General features: G+C 73.6%; 17 protein-coding genes. 14 read left to right on the forward strand and 3 right to left on the reverse strand.

Annotation, left to right across the window (positions count from 1 at the left end; translation table 11 throughout):
• Window positions 1-27 precede the first annotated feature (27 nt).
• On the reverse strand, window positions 28-2,247 hold the full coding sequence (locus ACZ47G_RS20995; protein ID WP_465744713.1) for an ATP-binding protein: 2,220 nt from the start codon (window positions 2,245-2,247) through the stop codon (window positions 28-30).
• A gap of 218 nt (window positions 2,248-2,465) precedes the next feature.
• Between ACZ47G_RS20995 and ACZ47G_RS21000 the strand changes: the two genes are divergently transcribed.
• The 5 genes from ACZ47G_RS21000 to mltG (ACZ47G_RS21020) all read left to right on the forward strand — a co-directional run bounded on the left by ACZ47G_RS21000 (window position 2,466) and on the right by mltG (ACZ47G_RS21020) (window position 7,922).
• Complete coding sequence (locus tag ACZ47G_RS21000; protein WP_380461175.1) at window positions 2,466-2,945, forward strand: DUF948 domain-containing protein; 480 nt, start codon at window positions 2,466-2,468, stop codon at window positions 2,943-2,945.
• A gap of 4 nt (window positions 2,946-2,949) precedes the next feature.
• A complete protein-coding gene (locus ACZ47G_RS21005) occupies window positions 2,950-3,363 on the forward strand; it encodes a DUF6167 family protein (RefSeq protein WP_465744716.1) in 414 nt (137 codons plus the stop codon).
• Window positions 3,363-6,032, forward strand: a complete 2,670-nt coding sequence (gene alaS, locus ACZ47G_RS21010) for an alanine--tRNA ligase (protein WP_380461177.1) — start codon at window positions 3,363-3,365, stop codon at window positions 6,030-6,032. Before ACZ47G_RS21005 ends, alaS begins: the two co-directional genes overlap by 1 nt.
• Window positions 6,032-6,523: a Holliday junction resolvase RuvX gene (gene ruvX / locus ACZ47G_RS21015; RefSeq protein WP_465744718.1), complete on the forward strand. Its 492-nt coding sequence runs from the start codon at window positions 6,032-6,034 to the stop codon at window positions 6,521-6,523. Before alaS ends, ruvX begins: the two co-directional genes overlap by 1 nt.
• Window positions 6,524-6,692: 169 nt before the next feature.
• Window positions 6,693-7,922, forward strand: coding sequence for an endolytic transglycosylase MltG (mltG, locus tag ACZ47G_RS21020; protein WP_465744720.1), 1,230 nt, complete (start codon window positions 6,693-6,695; stop codon window positions 7,920-7,922).
• 186 nt (window positions 7,923-8,108) lie between these two features.
• Here mltG (ACZ47G_RS21020) and ACZ47G_RS21025 read toward each other — a convergent pair whose 3' ends face one another.
• Window positions 8,109-8,327 carry a hypothetical protein gene (locus tag ACZ47G_RS21025; protein WP_465744722.1) on the reverse strand — a complete coding sequence of 73 codons (219 nt, stop codon included), beginning with the start codon at window positions 8,325-8,327 and terminating at the stop codon, window positions 8,109-8,111.
• Between ACZ47G_RS21025 and mltG (ACZ47G_RS21030) the strand changes: the two genes are divergently transcribed.
• From mltG (ACZ47G_RS21030) to ACZ47G_RS21070, 9 genes are all read left to right on the forward strand, one after another.
• Entirely contained in the window at window positions 8,316-9,953 is a 1,638-nt protein-coding gene (mltG, locus tag ACZ47G_RS21030) for an endolytic transglycosylase MltG (protein ID WP_465744724.1), read from the forward strand. The genes ACZ47G_RS21025 and mltG (ACZ47G_RS21030) overlap by 12 nt on opposite strands.
• Window positions 9,954-9,987: 34 nt before the next feature.
• Window positions 9,988-10,818: a shikimate dehydrogenase gene (locus ACZ47G_RS21035; RefSeq protein ID WP_465744726.1), complete on the forward strand. Its 831-nt coding sequence runs from the start codon at window positions 9,988-9,990 to the stop codon at window positions 10,816-10,818.
• Window positions 10,819-10,981: 163 nt separating this feature from the next.
• Window positions 10,982-12,166: a chorismate synthase gene (gene aroC, locus ACZ47G_RS21040; protein ID WP_465744728.1), complete on the forward strand. Its 1,185-nt coding sequence runs from the start codon at window positions 10,982-10,984 to the stop codon at window positions 12,164-12,166.
• 73 nt (window positions 12,167-12,239) lie between these two features.
• Entirely contained in the window at window positions 12,240-12,761 is a 522-nt protein-coding gene (locus tag ACZ47G_RS21045) for a shikimate kinase (protein WP_380461186.1), read from the forward strand.
• Window positions 12,754-13,845 (forward strand): 3-dehydroquinate synthase, encoded by a 1,092-nt coding sequence (gene aroB / locus ACZ47G_RS21050; protein WP_465744731.1) that lies wholly within the window; start codon window positions 12,754-12,756, stop codon window positions 13,843-13,845. The genes ACZ47G_RS21045 and aroB overlap by 8 nt, the downstream gene beginning before the upstream one ends.
• Window positions 13,846-13,853: 8 nt before the next feature.
• On the forward strand, window positions 13,854-14,282 hold the full coding sequence (gene aroQ, locus ACZ47G_RS21055) for a type II 3-dehydroquinate dehydratase (protein WP_030553681.1): 429 nt from the start codon (window positions 13,854-13,856) through the stop codon (window positions 14,280-14,282).
• Window positions 14,283-14,395: 113 nt separating this feature from the next.
• On the forward strand, window positions 14,396-15,322 hold the full coding sequence (locus ACZ47G_RS21060) for an AAA family ATPase (protein WP_465744733.1): 927 nt from the start codon (window positions 14,396-14,398) through the stop codon (window positions 15,320-15,322).
• A gap of 68 nt (window positions 15,323-15,390) precedes the next feature.
• A complete protein-coding gene (locus ACZ47G_RS21065; protein WP_380461191.1) occupies window positions 15,391-16,200 on the forward strand; it encodes an Fpg/Nei family DNA glycosylase in 810 nt (269 codons plus the stop codon).
• Between the two features lie 98 nt (window positions 16,201-16,298).
• Entirely contained in the window at window positions 16,299-18,278 is a 1,980-nt protein-coding gene (locus ACZ47G_RS21070) for an AAA family ATPase (protein WP_465744735.1), read from the forward strand.
• A gap of 23 nt (window positions 18,279-18,301) precedes the next feature.
• On the opposite strand, the gene ACZ47G_RS21075 is transcribed toward ACZ47G_RS21070, so the two are convergent.
• Window positions 18,302-19,975 carry a hypothetical protein gene (locus tag ACZ47G_RS21075; RefSeq protein ID WP_465744737.1) on the reverse strand — a complete coding sequence of 558 codons (1,674 nt, stop codon included), beginning with the start codon at window positions 19,973-19,975 and terminating at the stop codon, window positions 18,302-18,304.
• Window positions 19,976-19,992: the final 17 nt, after the last annotated feature.

A 19,992-nucleotide genomic window follows, 5' to 3' on the forward strand; every position in this document is an offset into this window, starting at 1 on the left:
CTTGCCTGCTCAAGCAACCGGCAAGCTTCAGCTATTCCGCGCCGGTGCCGGGGCCGGCGCGGGCGGCACCGAGCAGGGGCCCGGGCCGGGTTCCGGGCCGTCCGCCGAGCCCCCGTCACCGAGCGCCCGGCAGACCGCGGCGTCCAGGTCCAGCCGGCCGCCCGCCCGGTAGCAGTCCTCGTACTCCTGCTCGGTCAGCCCGGCGCGGGCCCGCTCGGCGCACTGCTGGTGGGTGCCGAAGAAGGAGCGCGAGCCGAGGAACGGGTTGCCGACCGCGCGCCAGATCCGGTGTGCGGCGCCCTGCAGCACCCGGGCCTCGCACAGGTCGGCCGGCTCGCCCGGCCCGGCCGGCTCGGTCTCCAGCAGCGCCAGCAGGTCGATCCCCAGCACGATGCCGAGCAGGTCGTGGAAGTGGTGGTTCAGCCGGACGCACTCGCGGGCCAGGGAGCGGGCCGGCTGGACGGCGCCGTCCAGGTAGTGCGAGTACGCCATCGCGTACAGCACGTAGGCGTACGCCCACTGCTCGCCGTGCTCCTCGCAGACCTCGCGGGCCTGGCCGAACCACAGCTCGCCGCTGTCCAGGTCGCCCTGGAACAGGTAGGCGAGGCCCAGCTCGATCATGGCCATCACCACGTTGCTGTTGAGCTCGCCGATGGTCCGGTAATGCCAGAGCGCCTCCTCGAACAGCTCGGCGGCCCGCTCCGGGTCGTCGCCGATCAGGGCGGCGCAGCCCTGGCGGTGGACGGCGTAGGCGAGGGCCCGGTCGTCGCCGGTGTCCAGGGCCTGGCGGCGGCACTCCTCCAGCGCGGGCCGGGCGGCGCCGAGGTCGCCCTGCAGGGTGGCCATGTAGCCGGTCACCCAGAGGGCCTTGGCCCGGGCCTCGGTGGGTTCGCGGTCCAGGGCGAGCGCGCGGTCCAGCCAGTGCCGGCCCTCGCCGAGGTGGCCGCAGCCGACCCAGTAGAACCAGAGGGTGCCGGCCAGCAGCAGGGCGATCTGCTCCTCGCCGGGCTCGGCGAGGCAGAACTCCAGCGCGGCGCGCAGGTTGGTGTGGGCGAGCCGGGTGCGCTCGGCGGTCTCGGCCTGCCGGGGGCCGAACCACTCCACCTCGCCCCAGGTGGCGACGCCCAGGTACCAGTCCCGGTGGCGGCGCAGCAGCCGCTGCTCCTCGCCGGCGGCGCGCAGCCAGTGGCCGCCGTACTCGCGCAGGGTGTCCAGCAGGCGGAAGCGGACGCCGAAGGCGCTGTCCTCGCGCAGCACCACGGACTTGGCGACGAGTTCGTCCAGCAGGTCGAGCACGTCCTCGGGCTCGATGCCCTCGCCGGCGCAGACGTACTCGGCGGCCTCCAGGTCGAAACCGCCGGCGAAGACCGACAGGCGGGCCCAGAGTAAACGTTCCTGCACTGTGCAGAGCTCATGGCTCCAGCCGATCGTGGTGCGCAGCGTCTGGTGTCTCGGCAGGGCCGTCCGGGAGCCGCCGGTGAGCAGCCGGAAGCGGTCGTCCAGCCGGGCGGTGATCTGCTCCACCGACAGCGCCCGCAGCCGCCCGGCGGCCAGCTCCACCGCCAGCGGGATGCCGTCCAGCCGGCGGCAGAGCAGCCCGACCGCCTCCGCGTTCGCCCCGGTCACCTCGAAGGACGGCAGCACCGCCCGGGCCCGGTCGGCGAACAGCCGCACCGCGTCCGGCAGCACGGCCGGGCCCGCCCGGCCGTCCGGCAGCGGGTCGACCGGCAGCGGGGCCAGGGTCAGCAGGTGCTCGCCCGCGGCCCGCAGCGCGGCCCGGCTGGTGGTCAGCACCCGCAGGCCGGGCAGCGCGCGCAGCAGCGCGTCGGCCAGCTCGGCGCAGGCCTCCACCAGGTGCTCGCAGCCGTCCAGCACCAGCAGCAGACGGCGCCCGGCCAGGTGCTCGCCCAGGACGTCCAGCGGCGGCCGGGCGGTGCCGTCGGTCAGCCGCAGCGCCTCCAGTACGGCGTGGCCCAGCAGCAGCGGATCCTGCACCGGGGCCACGTCCACCAGCCAGGTGCCGTCCGGGAACGCCCCGGCGGCCCGGGCCGCGGCCCGCAGCGCGAGCCGGCTCTTGCCCACCCCGCCGGGCCCGGTCACCGTCACCAGCCGGGCGCCGGCGAGCAGACCGGCCAGTTCGGCCAGCTCCCGCTGCCGCCCGACGAAGCCCGTCACCTCGGCCGGCAGCCGGCCCGGCTCCGGCTCGCGCGGCCACGCCGCGGGCTGTGCTGTCCAGTCGCCGGCCAACGCTGCTCCCCGTGGTTCCGGCCCGGACCGCGGCGGTCCGGACGTGCGTCGGGCCGTACGGGCGACGGCCCGCCTGGCAGAACGAGGTGACCGGCCGGTAGGTTACGCGCGCGGTTCGCACACCCGGGCGAGGCCACGGCCGTGACCCGGTCCGGAAAGCGGGCGTCGGCGCGATAGGGTTCCCCCTGAAGAGCAACAAGGCGAGGGAGCGCGCAAAGGTGTCCGTGGGAGAGCTGGCCGGGTTGCTCGTCGCCGTGTTCTGGGCGGTCCTGGTCACCCTGCTCGCGGTCGTGCTGGTCCGCCTCTCCCGGGTGCTGAAGGAGGCCACCGTCCTGGTCTCCGCCGTCACCGAGCAGGCCGTGCCGCTGCTGGCCGACGCGGGTGCCGCGGTGCGCAGCGCCAACGAGCAGCTGGACCGGGTGGACGAGATCACCGCCAACGTCCAGGACGCCGCCGCCAACGCCAAGGCGCTCTCCTCCACCGCGGCCGCCACCCTGGGCGGACCGCTGATGAAGGTCGCCGCCTTCAGCTACGGCGTCCGCAAGGCCGTCGCCAAGCAGCAGGGCACCCTGCCGAACGTGCCGGTGCAGCCCGCCGAGCGCGACGAGCTGGCGCGGCTGATCCGGGCCGAGGTGCGCGCCGCGACCGCGCCCAGGGGCGGTCTGCTCTCCAGGGTCCGGCGAGCGGTGAGGGGCTGACGGCATGGCACGGATCTTCTGGATGGCCGTCGGCGCCGGCGCCGCGGTGTGGGCCATGAACAAGGCCAACGTCGCCGTGCAGCGGCTCACCCCGGACAGCCTCTCCGGCACCGCCGCGCGCGGCGCGCTGCACCTGGGCGACCTCGCCAAGCAGTTCGCCCAGGACGTGCGGACCGGCATGGCCGAGCGCGAGGAGCAGCTGAAGGACGACCTCGGCCTGCACGGCACCGCCGTGGCGGAGCCCCGGAGCACCCGCCGGGTCCTGCGCGGCGAGCCGCAGTACCGAGCTATCTCGGCGGCGCCCGGTCGCCCGGCCGCCGCCCTGCCTCCCTCCCGCACCACCCCACAGACCATTGCCATTGAAGAAACGCCCCGCCGAGCCCTGCCGCGGGGCGGAACGAACCGGAAGGACCACTAATGGAGTCGGCTGAGATCCGCCGCCGCTGGCTGCGCTTCTTCGAGGAGCGCGGCCACACCGTCGTTCCGTCGGCGTCCCTGGTCGCCGACGACCCCACCCTGCTGCTCGTCAACGCCGGCATGGTGCCGTTCAAGCCCTACTTCCTGGGCGAGGTCAAGCCGCAGTTCTCGCGCGCCACCAGCGTGCAGAAGTGCGTGCGCACCCTGGACATCGAGGAGGTCGGGAAGACCACCCGGCACGGCTCCTTCTTCCAGATGTGCGGCAACTTCTCCTTCGGTGACTACTTCAAGGAAGGAGCCATCAAGTTCGCCTGGGAGCTGCTCACCACTCCCGTCGCGGACGGCGGCTACGGCCTGGAGAAGGAGAAGCTCTGGATCACCGTCTACAAGGACGACGACGAGGCCGAGCAGATCTGGCGTGACGTCATCGGCGTGCCCTCCGAGCGCATCCAGCGCCTGGGCATGAAGGACAACTTCTGGTCGATGGGCGTGCCCGGCCCGTGCGGCCCGTGCTCGGAGATCAACTACGACCGCGGCCCCGCGTACGGCGAGGAGGGCGGCCCGGCGGTCAACGGCGAGCGCTACCTGGAGATCTGGAACCTGGTCTTCATGCAGTACGAGCGCGGCCACGGCGACGGCAAGGACGGCTTCGAGATCCTCGGCGACCTGCCGAGCAAGAACATCGACACCGGTCTCGGCCTGGAGCGCCTCGCCGCCATCCTGCAGGGCGTCGACAACCTCTTCGAGATCGACACCAGCCGGATGATCCTCGACCGCGCCGCCGAGCTCACCGGCCACACCTACGGCGCCGACCACAAGTCGGACGTCTCGCTGCGCGTGGTCACCGACCACATCCGCACCGCGCTGATGCTGATCGGCGACGGCGTCACCCCCGGCAACGAGGGCCGCGGCTACGTGCTGCGCCGCATCCTGCGCCGCGCCATCCGCAACATGCGCCTGCTGGGCGCCACCGGTGTGGTCGCCAAGGACCTGACCGACATCGCGATCAAGGCGATGGCCCCGCAGTACCCGGAGCTGGAGAGCGACCGCAAGCGCATCGAGACGGTCGTCGTCGGCGAGGAGGCGGCCTTCCTGCAGACCCTGAAGGCCGGCACCAGCCTGCTGGACACCGCGGTCACCGAGACCAAGCAGGCCGGCGGCGCGGTGCTCTCCGGCGACCAGGCCTTCAAGCTGCACGACACCTACGGCTTCCCGATCGACCTCACCCTGGAGATGGCCGAGGAGCAGGGCCTCCAGGTGGACGAGGCCGGCTTCCGCCGTCTGATGCAGGAGCAGCGGGACCGTGCCAAGGCCGACGCCAAGGCCAAGAAGATGGGCCACGCCGACGTCGCCGCGTACCGCGAGGTCGCCGACAGGTCCGGCGCGAGCGTCTTCACCGGCTACACCCTGATCGAGGGCGAGGCCACCGTGGTCGGCCTGCTGGTGGACGGCGTTCCGTCGCCGGCCGCCTCGGAGGGCGACGAGGTCGAGCTGATCCTCGACCGCACCCCGTTCTACGCCGAGGGCGGCGGCCAGCTCGCCGACCACGGCCGGATCCGGCTGGATTCCGGCGCGGTCGTCGAGATCCGCGACGTGCAGCAGCCCGTCCCCGGCGTCATCGTGCACTCCGGCGGCGTGCTGTTCGGCGAGGTCGTGCTGGGCGCCTCGGCGTACGCCACGATCGACACCGACCGCCGCCGGGCGATCGCCCGCGCCCACTCGGCCACCCACCTGACCCACCAGGCGCTGCGCGACGCGCTCGGCCCGACGGCCGCCCAGGCCGGCTCGGAGAACGCCCCCGGCCGCTTCCGCTTCGACTTCGGCTCGCCCGCCGCCGTTCCGGGCAGCGTGCTGGTGGACGTCGAGCAGAAGATCAACGACGTGCTGGGCCGCGAGCTGGAGGTCACCGCCGAGGTCATGACGATGGACCAGGCCCGCAAGGCCGGCGCCATCGCGATGTTCGGCGAGAAGTACGGTGACGAGGTGCGGGTCGTCTCCATCGGCGACTTCTCCAAGGAGCTGTGCGGCGGCACCCACGTCGGCAACACCGCCCAGCTGGGCCTGGTGAAGCTGCTCGGCGAGTCCTCGATCGGCTCCGGCGTGCGCCGCGTCGAGGCGCTGGTCGGCGTCGACGCGTACAAGTTCCTGGCCCGCGAGCACACCGTGGTGGCCCAGCTCACCGAGCTGGTCAAGGGCCGCCCGGAGGAGCTGCCGGAGAAGATCTCGGGCATGCTCGGCAAGCTCAAGGACGCCGAGAAGGAGATCGAGCGCTTCCGCGCCGAGAAGGTGCTGGCCGCCGCGGCGGGCCTGGCCGACTCGGCCGAGGACGTGCACGGCATCGCCGTGGTCGCCGCTCAGGTCGCCGACGGTGTGGGCGCGGACGAGCTGCGCAAGCTGGTCCTGGACGTGCGCGGCCGACTGGGCGCCCGCCCGGCCGTGGTCGCCGCGTTCACCGTGGCCAACGACCGCCCGCTGACCGTGATCGCCACCAACGAGGACGCCCGCGGCCGCGGCATCAAGGCCGGCGAGCTGGTCCGCACCGCGGCCAAGACCCTCGGCGGCGGCGGTGGCGGCAAGGACGACGTCGCCCAGGGCGGCGGCTCCAACCCGGCCGCGGTCGGCGAGGCAATCGCCGCGGTGCGCGGCCTGGTCGCGGAGCGCGCCAGCTGATGGAGCTCGGGGAGGAGCCCTGGAGGCCCCCTTTCAGGAGGGGGCGGCGGATCGCCGTCGACGTCGGCGACGCCCGGATCGGGGTCGCGTCCTGCGACCCCGACGGGGTGCTCGCCACGCCGGTGGAGACCGTTCCGGCCGGGGTGAAGTCGCAGGCCAGGATCGCCGCGATCGTCGAGGAGTACGACGCGATCGAGGTGATCGTCGGGCTGCCGCGCTCGCTCAGCGGCAAGGAGGGCCCGGCGGCGGAGAAGGTCCGGGCGTACGCCTCCCGGCTGGCCAACCGGCTCTACCCGGTGCCGGTGCGGCTGGTGGACGAGCGGATGTCGACCGTCACCGCGACCCACGGGCTGCGTGCCTCGGGGGTCAAGGCGAAGAAGGGCCGCTCGGTGGTCGACCAGGCCGCCGCGGTGGTGATCCTCCAGACCGCCCTTGAGTCCGAACGGGTGAGCGGACGCCCGCCCGGTGAGAGCGTCGAGGCGGCCGGCTGACCGGTCTGATCTAACGTCCCGAAGAGGGGTCCGTGCGGACGCGTCCGCACGGACCCCTCTTTCGTTCGTTCCCGTGTCCGTTTCGGACCGTTCCGGGTTGCCTCGGACCGATCCGCGTCGGCTCGGGACGATTCTCAGCGATTCGGGACCGCCGAGGGGGCCGCGAGCCATGACCGACCAGGACTTCCACCCGGGCCTCACCCCGGGGCACCTGGGTGCGCCGGTGCTGGAGCCGGAGGGCCGTCCTCCGGGTGCGCCCCGGCCGCACTCCGATGCGCCGGATCCGCACCGACGGCGTAATGGACTGGCCTGCGCGCTCACCGCCCTCGCCCTGATCGCGGTCTTCGGCGGGATCGGGCTCACCGGCTACACCTGGTTCCAGCAGCAGCGCAAACCCCCGGCCGCCGCCGACTACGCGGGGCAGGGCAACGGCAGCGTCCAGGTCTCGGTGCCGGAGGGCGCCGGCCTGTCCCAGATCGCCTCCGCACTGGTCCGCAACGGGGTGGTGGCCAGCTCGCTCGCCTTCACCCGGGCGGCGAGGGGCAGCGCGGCCGCCGCCGGGCGGATCCAGCCCGGGACGTACACCCTGAAGCAGCGGATGTCGGCCGCCGCCGCGCTGGCCGTCCTGATCGACCCGGCCAACGCCAACGGCCTGACCATTCCCGAGGGTTGGCGCGGCTACCAGATCTACGCGGCGATCGACAAGAAGCTGAACCTGCCGGCCGGTACCACCCAGAAGGCCGCCCAGGACCAGGCCGCCGAACTCGGCCTGCCGGACTTCGCCAAGGGCAGCCCGGAGGGCTACCTGTTCCCCGCGACCTACGCCGTCACCGACGGGACCACCGCGCTGGACCTGCTGAAGCAGATGGTCGAGCGGGCGGGCAAGGAGTTCAGCCGGGACGACGCCAACGTCGTCGCGCAGAACCTCGGGCAGAGCCTGTACGGCCTGGTCACCGTCGCCAGCATGGTCCAGGGCGAGGCCGACAACACCGAGGACATGGGCAAGGTGGCCCGGGTCATCTACAACCGGCTGGCCAAGGGCATGCCGCTGCAGCTCGACTCCACCATCAACTACGCGCTCGGCCGCTCGACCCTGAACACCACCGTCACCGACACCAAGCTGGACTCCCCGTACAACACCTACCTGCACGCGGGGCTCCCGCCGTCCCCGATCTCCAACCCCGGACGGCAGGCGATCATGGCGGCCCTGGACCCGACGCCCGGGGACTGGGTGTACTTCGTGACCGTGAAGCCGGGCGACACCCGCTTCACCGACAGCTTCGAGGTGCAGCAGAAGAACGTCGCGGAGTTCAACGCCGCCCGGGCCGCCAAACCGAGTGCCCCGGCCTCCGACACGGCCACCGCGACGCCCCCCGCACCGGGGGCGGCCACCCCGTGACGGCCCCGTGTGCCGAGCGTGAGGTCGCTCACTGACAGTGCGTTCGCCCGGCCGGGGGTACGGCTGCGGTACGGTAACGTCTCCTCCCAGGCGCTGCGCTAGCACGCCGGTTCGAGAATCAGCCGGGACGGCGGTCGTCCCGGACGGCCGGTCCGATCCTCCGGTCGTCACCGTCGGTTAAGGGGATCAATGACCGATCTGGGTCGGGGCTACGGCCCCCAGGGCGAGCCGTGGCACCCCGGTGATCCCGGGTACGGCGGCCAGCAGCCGGTCCCCGGCCAGCAGGACGGCCAGTGGCAGCAGCAGTACCCGCAGCAGGCCCAGCAGGGCCAACAGCCGTACGGGGACGTACAGCAGGGGTACGCGCAGCAGCAGATGCAGATGCAGCCGGGCATGCAGCAGCAATACCCGGAGGGGTACCAGCAGCAGGGCTACCCGCAGCAGCAGCTGCCGCAGCAGGGCTTCGACCACGGCTTCGACCAGGGATTCGATCAGGGCTTCGACCAGGGCCAGGGGTACCAGCAGCAGGGCATGGCCCAGCAGGCCCACCTTCAGCAGATGCCGATGCAGCAGGGCATGGCCCAGCAGGGCTATCCGCAGCAGATGCCGATGCCGCAGCAGGGCATGCCCCAGCAGCAGGCCGCTCCCCAGCAGGCCCAGCAGCAGCCCGTCCGGCAGCAGGCGGCGCCGCAGGCCCCGGCACCCGCGCCCGCCGCCGGGCCCGGCCCGGACGGGATCGACTGGGAGGCCGAGGCCGCCGCGCTGGAGGCCGGCGCCGATCCGGTCGGCGGGGCGCACGAGCCCGAGGCCGAGGAGTGGGACGGCCGGCGCGAGGACGAGCAGCACGGCGACGTCTACCTCGACGAGCACGCCGAGGAGGAGCAGAACGGCTTCCTCGGGGAGCAGGACGACTCCCGCGAGGCGAAGAAGAAGCGCAAGGAGAGCGGCAAGAAGGCGGGCCGTCGCAACGGCGGTGCCTGCCTGGTCGTCGCGCTGGTGCTGCTCGGCCTGCTCGGCGGCGCGGGCTGGTGGGGCTACGGCTTCTACCAGGACCACTTCGGTCCGCCGCCGGACTTCACCGGTGAGGGCAGCGGCTCCGTCCAGGTCGAGGTCAAGCAGGGCGCGGTCGGCGGGCAGATCGGCGCCACGCTGAAGACCGCCGGTGTGGTCAAGAGCGTCGACGCCTTCACCAAGGCCTGTGACGCCGAACCCAAGTGCAGCACGATCCAGTACGGCTTCTACACCCTGAAGCGGGAGATGCCGGCCGCGGCCGCGCTCAAGGAGCTGCTCGACCAGGCGGGCGGCGCGGCGATCGTGTTCCCCGAGGGCAAGAACTCCTCCGAGATCTACGCCATCATCGACACCAAGTTGAAGCTGCAGAAGGGCACCACGGCGGGCGTCGCCAAGGCCCAGGTCAACGACCTCGGTCTGCCGGGCTACGCGAACGGCAACATCGAGGGCTTCCTCTGGCCGACCCGCTACAACATCGCCGACGGCATGAAGCCCGAGGACCTGCTCAAGCAGATGGTGAAGACCGCCACCGACAAGTACGCGAACCTGGACGGCCAGGCCTCCAAGGCGGGCCTCAAGAACGGCTACGAGGTCGTCATCGAGGCGAGCATCCTGCAGCGCGAGGGCAACAACCCGGGCGACTTCGCCAAGATGGCCAGGACCATCCAGAACCGTCTGGCCAGCGACACCGTGCGCCACACGCTCGGCATGGACACCACGCTGCAGTACTCGCTGGGCCGCAAGGAGCTCACGTCGAAGGACATCAACGACGGGTCCAACAAGTTCAACACGTACATCAACCCGGGCCTGCCGCCGACGCCGATCTCCAACCCCGGCGACGAGGCGCTCAATGCGACGCTCAACCCCGCGGACGGCAAGTGGCTGTACTTCATCGCGATGTCCCCGACCCAGACCCTGTTCGCCGAGACGGACAAGGAGCACGCGGCCAACGTCGAGGCGTACTGCAAGGCGGCGGGCCAGGGCTTCGACAAGGTCGGCCTGCACTGCACCACCAAGTAGCGGCCACCGCACCGTCGTTCACGGAGAGTCAGCGTTGACCAGCAAGCACCGGGCGGCCGTTCTCGGCTCGCCGATCGCCCACTCGCTCTCGCCGGACCTGCACCGGGCCGCCTTCGCGGCGCTCGGGCTGGACGGCTGGCGCTACGACCGCTTCGAGGTCGACGAGGCCGGCCTGCCCGGCTTCCTGGTCGGACTGGACGAGGCCGAGTGGGCCGGGCTGTCGCTGACCATGCCGCTGAAGCGGGCGGTCATCCCGCTGCTGGACGAGGTCAGCGCGGCGGCCCGCGCGGTGGACGCGGTGAACACCGTGGTGTTCACCGCCGACGGGCGGCGCACCGGGGACAACACCGACGTCCCCGGGCTGGTCAACGCCCTGCGCGAGCGCGGCATCACCGAGGTGTCGGCCGCGGCCGTGCTGGGCGCCGGGGCCACCGCCTCCTCCGCGCTGGCGGCGCTCGCCCAGGTCTGCACCGGCGAGGTGACGGTCTACGTGCGCAGCGCCGAGCGGGCCCGGGAGATGGCCGAGCTGGGCGAGCGGCTCGGTGTGCCCGTGCGCACCGCCGACTGGGAGCGCGGCGCCGAGGCGCTGGAGCGGCCGCTGACCGTCTCCACCACACCGGTCGGGGCGACCGACGCCTTCGCCGGCGCACTGCCCGCGGCCCCGGGCGCGCTGTTCGACGTGCTGTACCACCCGTGGCCGACGGCGCTGGCGGCCGCCTGCGCCGAGCGCGGGGCGACCGTCCTCGGTGGTCTGGACCTGCTGGTCCACCAGGCGGTGCTGCAGAGCGAGGCCTTCACCGGGCGCGCCCCCGGGCCGCTCGCGGCGATGCGCGCGGCCGGGGAGCGGGCGCTGGCCGGCCGCTGAGCCCGTCGGCTCCGGTCCGGTCGTTTCGCCGTGTGACCGGTTGCCGTCCGTCACCCGGACTGTGCCGCCGGGCGCCGCCGGGTCATGAAAGGATTCGGACGGAAGGCACGCTCGGGCGGGCCGCGGCGGTGCCGTGGGCCGGCCCGCTGATGAAGGAGCTCCGTTGGGTACGTTGCGCTGGCTGACGGCGGGGGAGTCGCACGGCCCCGCACTCGTCGCGACGCTGGAAGGCCTGCCCGCCGGTGTACCGGTCACCACCGACGTGGTGGCCGACGCGCTGGCGCGCCGCCGGCTCGGTTACGGCCGCGGGGCGCGGATGAAGTTCGAACAGGACCAGGTGACCTTCCTCGGTGGCGTCCGGCACGGCCTGACCATGGGCAGCCCGGTCGCGATCATGGTCGGCAACACCGAGTGGCCGAAGTGGGAGCAGGTCATGTCGGCCGACCCGGTCGACCCCGAGGTGCTGGCGGGCCTCGCCCGCAACGAGGCGCTGACCCGCCCGCGGCCCGGCCACGCCGACCTGGCCGGCATGCAGAAGTACTCGATCGACGAGGCCCGGCCGATCCTGGAGCGCGCCAGCGCCCGGGAGACGGCCGCCCGGGTCGCGCTGGGCGCGGTCGCCCGGGCGTACCTGCGCGAGGTGGCCGGGATCGAGATCGTCAGCCACGTGGTCGAGCTGGCCGCCGCCAAGGCGCCGGCCGGCGTGGTGCCGCTGCCCTCGGACGAGGCCCGGCTGGACGCCGACCCGGTGCGCTGCCTGGACGCGGACGCCTCGAAGGCGATGGTCGCCGAGATCGACCAGGCCCACAAGGACGGCGACACCCTCGGCGGCGTGGTCGAGGTGCTCGCGTACGGCGTGCCGGTGGGCCTCGGCTCGCACGTGCACTGGGACCGCCGCCTCGACGCCCGGCTGGCCGCCGCGCTGATGGGCATCCAGGCGATCAAGGGCGTCGAGGTCGGCGACGGCTTCGAGCTGGCCCGGGTGCCCGGCTCGAAGGCGCACGACGAGATCGTCCCGACCGCCGAGGGCGTCAAGCGCACCTCCGGCCGCTCCGGCGGCACCGAGGGCGGGCTCTCCACCGGCGAGGTGCTGCGGGTGCGCGCCGCGATGAAGCCGATCGCCACCGTGCCGCGGGCGCTGCAGACCCTGGACGTGCGCACCGGCGAGCCGGCCAAGGCGCACCACCAGCGTTCGGACGTCTGCGCGGTGCCGGCCGCCGGCATCGTCGCCGAGGCGATGGTCGCGCTGGTGCTGGCCGACGCGGTGAACGAGAAGTTCGGTGGCGACAACGTGTCGGAGACCCGTCGCAATGTGCAGAGCTACCTCGAGAACCTGATCATCAAATGAGTGAGCGAAGCGAGCTCATCATCAGAGGATGCCGATTGCGGTCATCGCCCGCCGAGCGAAGCGAGGTGGGGGCATGACCTCTCCCGTCGTCGTGCTGGTCGGCCCGCCCGGCAGTGGCAAGTCCACCGTCGGGCGGGCCCTGGCCGAGCGCCTGGGCGTCGGCTTCCGGGACACCGACGCCGACATCGAGACGCTGGCCGGCAAGCCCATCCCGGAGATCTTCATCGACGAGGGCGAGCCGCACTTCCGCGAGCTGGAGGTCCGCGCCGTGCGCGCGGCCGCCGAGGGCCACCGCGGAGTGCTGGCGCTCGGCGGCGGCGCGGTGATGGCCGAGGCCACCCGCGAGCTGCTGCGCGAGCTGCCGGTGGTCTTCCTGGAGGTCCCGCTGGGCGACGCCGTCAAGCGGGTCGGCCTGGACGCCCCGCGCCCGCTGCTGGCCGTCAACCCGCGGGCCCGCTGGCGCGAGCTGATGGAGGCCCGCCGCCCCCTCTACCTGGAGGTGGCCACCGCCGTCGTCGACACCGCCGACCGCACCCCCGAGCAGGTCGCGGACGCCGTACTGGAAGCACTGGAGCTGAAGACCCCCCATGACTGACACCACCGTCAGGATTCACGTCGGCGGCAGCGCCGGCCACGACCCGTACGACGTGCTGATCGGGCACCAGCTGCTCGGTGAACTGGCGCCGCTGATTGGGACGCGGGCCAGGCGGGTCGCGATCATCCACCCGGAGGCGCTGGCCGCCACCGCCGACGCCATCCGCGAGGACCTGGCCGGCGAGGGGTACGAGGCGATCGGGCTCCAGGTGCCGAACGCCGAGGAGGCCAAGAGCGCCGAGGTCGCCGCCTACTGCTGGTCGGTGCTCGGGCAGACCGGCTTCACCCGCAGCGACGTCGTCGTCGGCCTCGGCGGCGGTGCCACCACCGACCTGGCCGGTTTCGTCGCGGCCACCTGGCTGCGCGGGGTGCGCTGGATCTCCATGCCCACCACGCTGCTCGGCATGGTCGACGCGGCCGTCGGCGGCAAGACCGGCATCAACATCGCCGAGGGCAAGAACATGGTCGGCGCCTTCCACCCGCCGGTGGGCGTGCTGGCCGACCTCGGCACCCTGGAGACCGTGCCCAGGCACGACTACGTCTCCGGGCTCGCCGAGGTCATCAAGTGCGGCTTCATCGCCGACCCGGCCATCCTCGACCTGATCGAGGCCGACCCCGAGGGCGCCCGGACGCCGGCCGGCCCGCACACCGTCGAGCTGATCCGCCGGGCCATCCAGGTCAAGGCCGACGTCGTCTCCGGGGACCTCAAGGAGTCCGGTCGGCGCGAGATCCTCAATTACGGCCACACCCTGGGCCACGCCATCGAGCGCAACGAGCGCTACAAGTGGCGGCACGGCGCGGCGATCTCCATCGGCATGGTCTTCGCCGCCGAACTCGGCCGCCTGGCAGGCCGGTTGGACGACGAGACGGCCGACCGGCACCGCACCGTGCTGGCCTCGGTCGGGCTGCCGCTGAGCTACCGGGCGGACGCCTGGCCCAAGCTGCTGGACGCGATGAAGATCGACAAGAAGTCGCGCGGCGACCTCCTCCGCTTCATCGTCCTGGACGGCCTCGGCAAGACCTCCGTGCTGGAGGGCCCCGACCCGTCCCTGCTGGTCGCCGCCTACGCGGAGGTCTCGGCGTGACCCGGGTGATGGTGCTCAACGGCCCCAACCTGGGCCGGCTGGGCAGCCGCGAGCCGGACGTCTACGGCGCCACCTCGTACACCGGACTGGTCGAGCGCTGCACCGCGCTGGGCAAGGAGTTCGGCTTCGAGGTCGAGGTCCACGAGACCAACTCCGAGCAGCAGATGGTGGAGTGGCTGCACGAGGCGGCCGACGGGAAGGTGCCCGTGGTGATCAACCCGGGCGCGTTCACCCACTACTCGTACGCGATGCGGGACGCCGCGGCGCAGCGCACCGCGCCGCTGATCGAGGTGCACATCTCCAACCCGTACGCGCGGGAGACCTTCCGGCACACCTCGGTGATCGCGGCGGTGGCCTCCGGCACCATCGCGGGCTTCGGGATCGGTTCGTACGAGCTGGCGCTGCGGGCGCTGGCGGAGCAGCTCACCTCGCGGTGACGGCTCGGATCGCCGATCAGCGGCTCTGACGGCTGCTCAGCGGCCCGGCGGCGGACTGTGCCCGCCGCCGGGCCGCCGTGTAGTGTCCCCGCTGAGAGGTGTCGGGAGGTGCCATGACGCAGTACGCCGGAGGTGGGCAGGTCCCGCCGCGTCCCGTCGCTCCGCCGGTGCCACCGGGGGGCGGTGCGGGGGTGGCTCCTCCGGGGGCGCCGGTTCCCGCGGCCGCGCCGGTTCCGGCGCCTCCCGTCGCGCCCGCCGCGGTGCCCGTGCCCGCTGCGGTGCCCGCGCCCGCCGCGGCCCGGACCCCGGCCGCGGCTCCCGGTCCAGCGCCCGCTCCCTTGCCCGCTGCGGCCCCGGCTCCTGTTCAGGCACCGCCGCCCGCGCCCAGCGCGCCCGTTCCGGCCGGCGGCACCGGGCACTTCGTGCTGCCCGCCGGAACGCCCGTCCAGCTCCCCGCCCACCCGCCGCAGCGGCACACGCCGGCCGGTCCCATCGCCGTCCTGCTGATCGGCCCGGCCGGGGCGGGCAAGACCACCGTCGCCCGGTACTGGGCCGAGCGCCGGACCACCCCGACCGCCCACATCAGCCTGGACGACGTCCGCGAGTGGGTGCAGTCCGGCTTCGCCAACCCGCAGGCCGGATGGAACAACGCCTCCGAGGCCCAGTACCGGCTGGCCCGCCGCACCTGCGGCTTCGCCTGCCGCAACTACCTGGCCAACGGCATCTCCTGCATCATCGACGACGCCGTCTTCCCGGACCGCCCGGCGATCGGCCTCGGCGGCTGGAAGCGCCACATCGGCCCCGGCATGATCCCGGTCGTCCTGCTGCCCAGCCTGGACTCGGTGCTGCGCCGCAACGCCCGCCGCGGCGGCACCCGGCGGCTCGGCGACGAGGAGGTGGCGCGCATCCACGGGCGGATGGCCGGCTGGTACAACTCCGGGCTGCCGATCATCGACAACTCGTACCTGGACGTCGCCGGCACGGCCGCCGAGCTGGACCGCGTCATCCTGGCCCGGCTGATGGGCATGCCGGTCCGCTGAACCGGGGTGTCGGTGGCGGCTGCGATGATGGAGCGGTCCCGCCAGAACCACCCGGGGAGCTGAAGCCCGTGCCGGAAGGCCACATCATCCACCGCCTCGCCGGCCAGAACCGTACGGCCTTCGGCGGTCGCCCGGTGCGGGTCTCCAGTCCGCAGGGCCGCTTCGCCGACGAGGCCAAGGCGATCGACGGGCAGCTGCTCACCGGCGCGGAGGCCACCGGCAAGCACCTCTTCCTCGGCTTCGAGGAGGGCGCCTGGGTGCACGTCCACCTCGGCCTCTACGGCGGCTTCACCTTCGGCACCGGTCCCGAGCCCGAGCCCGTCGGCCTGGTCCGGCTGCGGCTGGCCAACGACGACGGCTACGCCGACCTGCGCGGTCCCAACACCTGCAAGCTGATCACCGAGGCCGAGAAGGCCGCCGTCGCCGCCCGGCTCGGCCCCGACCCGCTGCGCGCCGACGCCGACCCGGAGGCCGCCTGGCGCCGGATATCTGGCAGCCGCACGACCGTCGCCGCGCTGCTGATGGACCAGAAGGTGCTGGCCGGGGTCGGCAACGTGTACCGCGCCGAGGTGCTGTTCCGCCACCACATCGACCCGCACCGGGCCGGCCGCGACCTCACCCGCCGCGAGTGGGACGCGATCTGGGCCGATCTGGTCGCCCTGATGCGCGAGGGCGTCGCGGCCGGCCGGATCGACACCGTCCGCCCCGAGCACACCCCCGAGGCGATGGGCCGCCCGCCCCGGGTGGACGACCACGGCGGCGAGGTGTACGTCTACCGCCGCGCCGCGATGCCCTGCCTGGTCTGCGGCACGGAGGTGCGGACGGAGGAGCACGCGGCCCGCAACCTGTTCTGGTGCCCGACCTGCCAGGCGGCCTGAGCGGCCGATCCGCCCGCCGGGCGGGTGCCCAGCCCGTAGGCTGGGCCCGACCGGCCGGAGGGAGCAGGCGGATGGATCGGCGCGAGGTGACGAACACCGTGTCAGGCGCCACGGTGGGCGGGCACGTGGTCCAGGTGGGCGGCGACATCGGGTCGTTGCACCTCCACCAGTCGGAGCCGGTGCCCAGGCCCCGTCAGGTCCGCTCGCCGCACGGCCCCTTCGTCAATCGCGAGGCGGAACTCGCAGCGCTGGTCGAGGCGTTGGGCCGGGTCGAGGCCGGCGGGCTCGGGATCGTGGTGTTCACCGGACTCGGCGGGGTCGGGAAGACCGAGCTGATCGCCAAGTTCACCGAGGAGCACCGGGCGCGCTTCCCGGACGGGGACCTCTACGCGGATCTGCTGGCCTACCGGCACCAGAGCGGGGTGGACCTGCCGGAGCTGCTGGCCGGCTTCCTGCGGGCGCTCGGCAGCGAACCCCCGGCGGCGGAGGCCGAGCGGTTCACCGAGTTCCGTACGGTCACCGCCGAACGCCGCTGTCTGTTCTTCCTGGACAACGTCGAGCACGCCGCCGAGGTCCGGGCGCTGCTCCCGTCCAGCGGGCTGGTGGTGGTCGCGAGCCGGCGCCGGCTGCCCGCGCTGCGGACGGACGGTGCCGAGGTGCGTCAGCTCGGGCCGCTGAGCGCGGCCGCCGGCGCCGAGCTGGTGCGCAGGTGGCTGGGGGTCGGGCGGGGCACCGACGCGGAGTTGGCGGAGCTGGTCGAGGAGTGCGGCGGGCTGCCGCTCACCCTGAACGCGGTCGGGAGCCAGCTGCTGGACCGGGAACACCTGGCGGTCGGCCGGGTGGTGGCCGAACTGCGCGACCGGGAGGGCAGGTTGGCCGTGCTGGAGGACGAGGAGAACGGCCTCGGCCCGACCTACGACGCGGTGTACGAGCGGCTGTCGCCGCAGGGGCGGGCGCTGTACCGGCTGATCGGGGTGCACCCCGGCCCCTTCGTCTCGGCCGAACTGGCCGGCGCGGCGGGCGTCGAGAGCCCCGCGAAGGCGCTGGCCGAGCTGCGCGCCGTACACCTGGTGGACGAGGTGCTCGACGCCGACGCCGAGGACCGCTTCCGCGCCCATGACGTGGTGCGGCTGCACGCCTACGGCCGGACGCGCGAACTCCCCGGCCGGGTGGACCTGCTGGCCCGGGTGGTGGCGTACTACCGGGGCCGCTCCTCGCTGGCCGACCGGGCGATGGGGCGGCGGCTGCGGCTGCAGGAGCCCGGCGGAGCGGGCCTGCCCGGCTTCGGCTCCGGGGCGGCGGCCCTGGAGTGGCTGCACGCCGAACGGGCCAATCTGCGCGCGGTGGTGGAGGCGGCGGCCGAACAGCGGTGGCACGGCGAGGTGTGGCGGCTCTGCGAGTCGCTGTGGCCGCTCTACCACGGCCGCAAGCTCTACCAGGACTGGATCGCCACCCATCGGCTGGGCGTCGAGTCGGCGCAGTGGGACAACCAGCCGGACGCGGTGGTCCGGATGCGCAACCAGCTCGCCCGCGCCCACTACGAGCGCGGGGAGTACGGGCCGGCCGCCGAGCAGTTGGCGCTCGCCGCGGAGCAGCTGCCGCTGGTGGCCGAGCGCCGGGTGGTGGGCGTGCTGCACGAGACGGACGGCCTGCTGTGCCTGGCCGACGGCCGTCCGGGCGAGGCGGTGGAACGGTTCACGCTGGCCCTGGCCGAGAACCGGGGCGACGCCCACGGCGAGATCGTGCAGAGCTACAACCTGGCGCAGGCGCTGATCGCCGACGGGCGGCCGGAGGAGGCGCTGGCGGTGCTGGCCCAGGCCACCGAGCTGGCGGTGGACACCGGGGACGACGACATGCTGATGAAGCTGCCGCTGATCCGGGCCGGGGCCCACCGGGCGCTCGGGCAGCTGGACTTGGCGGTCGAGCAGGCCGGCGACTGTGTGCGCCGGGCCCGGGAGCGGAAGGCGTACCCCAAGGAGGCCCAGGCCCACGCCCTGCTGGTCGCGCTCGCCGAGGAGCTGGACGACCCGGAGCTGGCCGAGCGCAGCCGGGCGCGGCTGCGGGAACTGGCCTCCTAGCGGTCCCAGCGGTCCCAGGGCTCCTAGCGCCCGGTGGTGAAGGCCACCCGGGTGCGGTGCTCGCCGGTGCGGATGGTGAGGCCGTGCTCGGGCAGGTCGCCCGGGTCGCCGCCGTCGGCGAGCCAGCAGGCCACGGCGGAGCCGAGCAGCAGTGGGTCGAGGACGGGGTCGGGGTCGGCGAAGGCCGGTTCGGCGCGGGCCTCCAGCAGCAGGCCGGTGCGCAGCCGGAGGACGTGGCGGGCCGGGCCGAGGGCGGCCACCGCGACGGCGAGGCCGGGGAGTTCGGCGGCGGTGTCGGCGAGCCAGTGGATGGCCGGGAGCTCCGCGTACGGCTCGGTGCGGGCGAGGACTTCGGCGGTGTAGCGCAGGGCGTCGCCGGGGTGGTCGTCGGTGAGGGCGTGGAAGCCGCGCGGGGTGTGGTCGTCGGGGCGGAAGGGGTAGCGCCGCAGGCTGACCTCCGTCCCCTCGCTCTTGCCCTCGACGTCGTACGCGGTGGGCCGGTCGGTGCTTCCGGGCTGGGGGACGGGCCGGGGGTAGGGCGGCAGGGCCGGTTCGCCGGCGGGTTCGTCGAGGCCGTCGAGGAAGGAGTAGAGCAGGGGTCGCAGGATCCGGGCGGAGGCGCCGCGGTGGGCGAGGGAGCGGTCGGTGAGGTCGGTGAGCCCGGCCGGGTCGGTGGTCAGGGCGTGTTCGAGCTGGGCTGCGAGGTCGCCGTCGGGGTCGAGTGCGGGCGCGGCCTGGCCGAAGGCGTAGCTGGGGGAGTGCGGGTCGAGTTCGGCGGCTCCCGTGGCGACGAGCAGGGTGCGGCGTGCCAGGGCGGCGCCGTAGACGGAGACCGAGCCGTGGTCGCCGATCAGGCAGTCGGCGGCGACGAGTGCGGCCTGCCAGCCCTGGTGGGGCGGGATGAGGCGAAGGCCCATCCGGCGGGCGTCGTCGAGCAGGGCCTCGGGGTCGTGCCGGCTCCAGATGTTGGGGTGGAGCACGACGGCCACCGTGTACTCGTCGGCGGGCAGCCGGCGGACCAGGCGCTGGGGGAGGTCGGGGTGGCGGCCGAATAACGAGTGTTCGCTCCAGGTGGAGTTGACGACGACGAGCCGGCGGCCGTCGACGGCGCCGAGCGCGGCGCGGTAGCCGTCGCGGGAGCGTTCGCTGCGCAGGATCCGGTCGAAGCACGGGTCGCCGACGACCCGGGCGACGTCCAGGGCCTCGGGGCAGGAGGTCCGCAGCCGGTCCAGCTGTTCGGGGTGGGAGAGGCCGAGGACGTCGACGAACACCCGGCCGTGGTGGGTGAGTTCGTTGCGGGAGAGGCCGGCGGCGGTGACGGTGTCGCCGGTGGACTCGGTGACCAGGCGGTTGTAGCCGGCGCCGTGCGGGAGGACGACCAGGCGGGCGTCCAGGCGGTGCATGGAGGCGTGGACGGCGCAGGCGACGGCGAGGTCGAAGTGGCGCCGGACGGCGTCCTCCCAGTCGAGCACGGTGTAGCCGGGCAGGCCGTGGAGGTACTCGTCCAGGGCGCGGTCGGCGAACGCGGAGCCGGGGTTGACGGTGAAGTACCGCTCGATGCCGTCCGGGTCCAGCAGGGCGAGGACGTCCAGGACCCGGGTCGCTGAGGTGAGGGTGCGGGCGACCGCCAGCACGCGGGCCTTGACCGGGCGGGTGTTCCAGCGGTCGGCGGGCCAGACGTGGGGGTGGGACGGCACATCGTGATCGTACTCAT

It is taken from the genome of Kitasatospora sp. NPDC030952 (assembly GCF_055571335.1).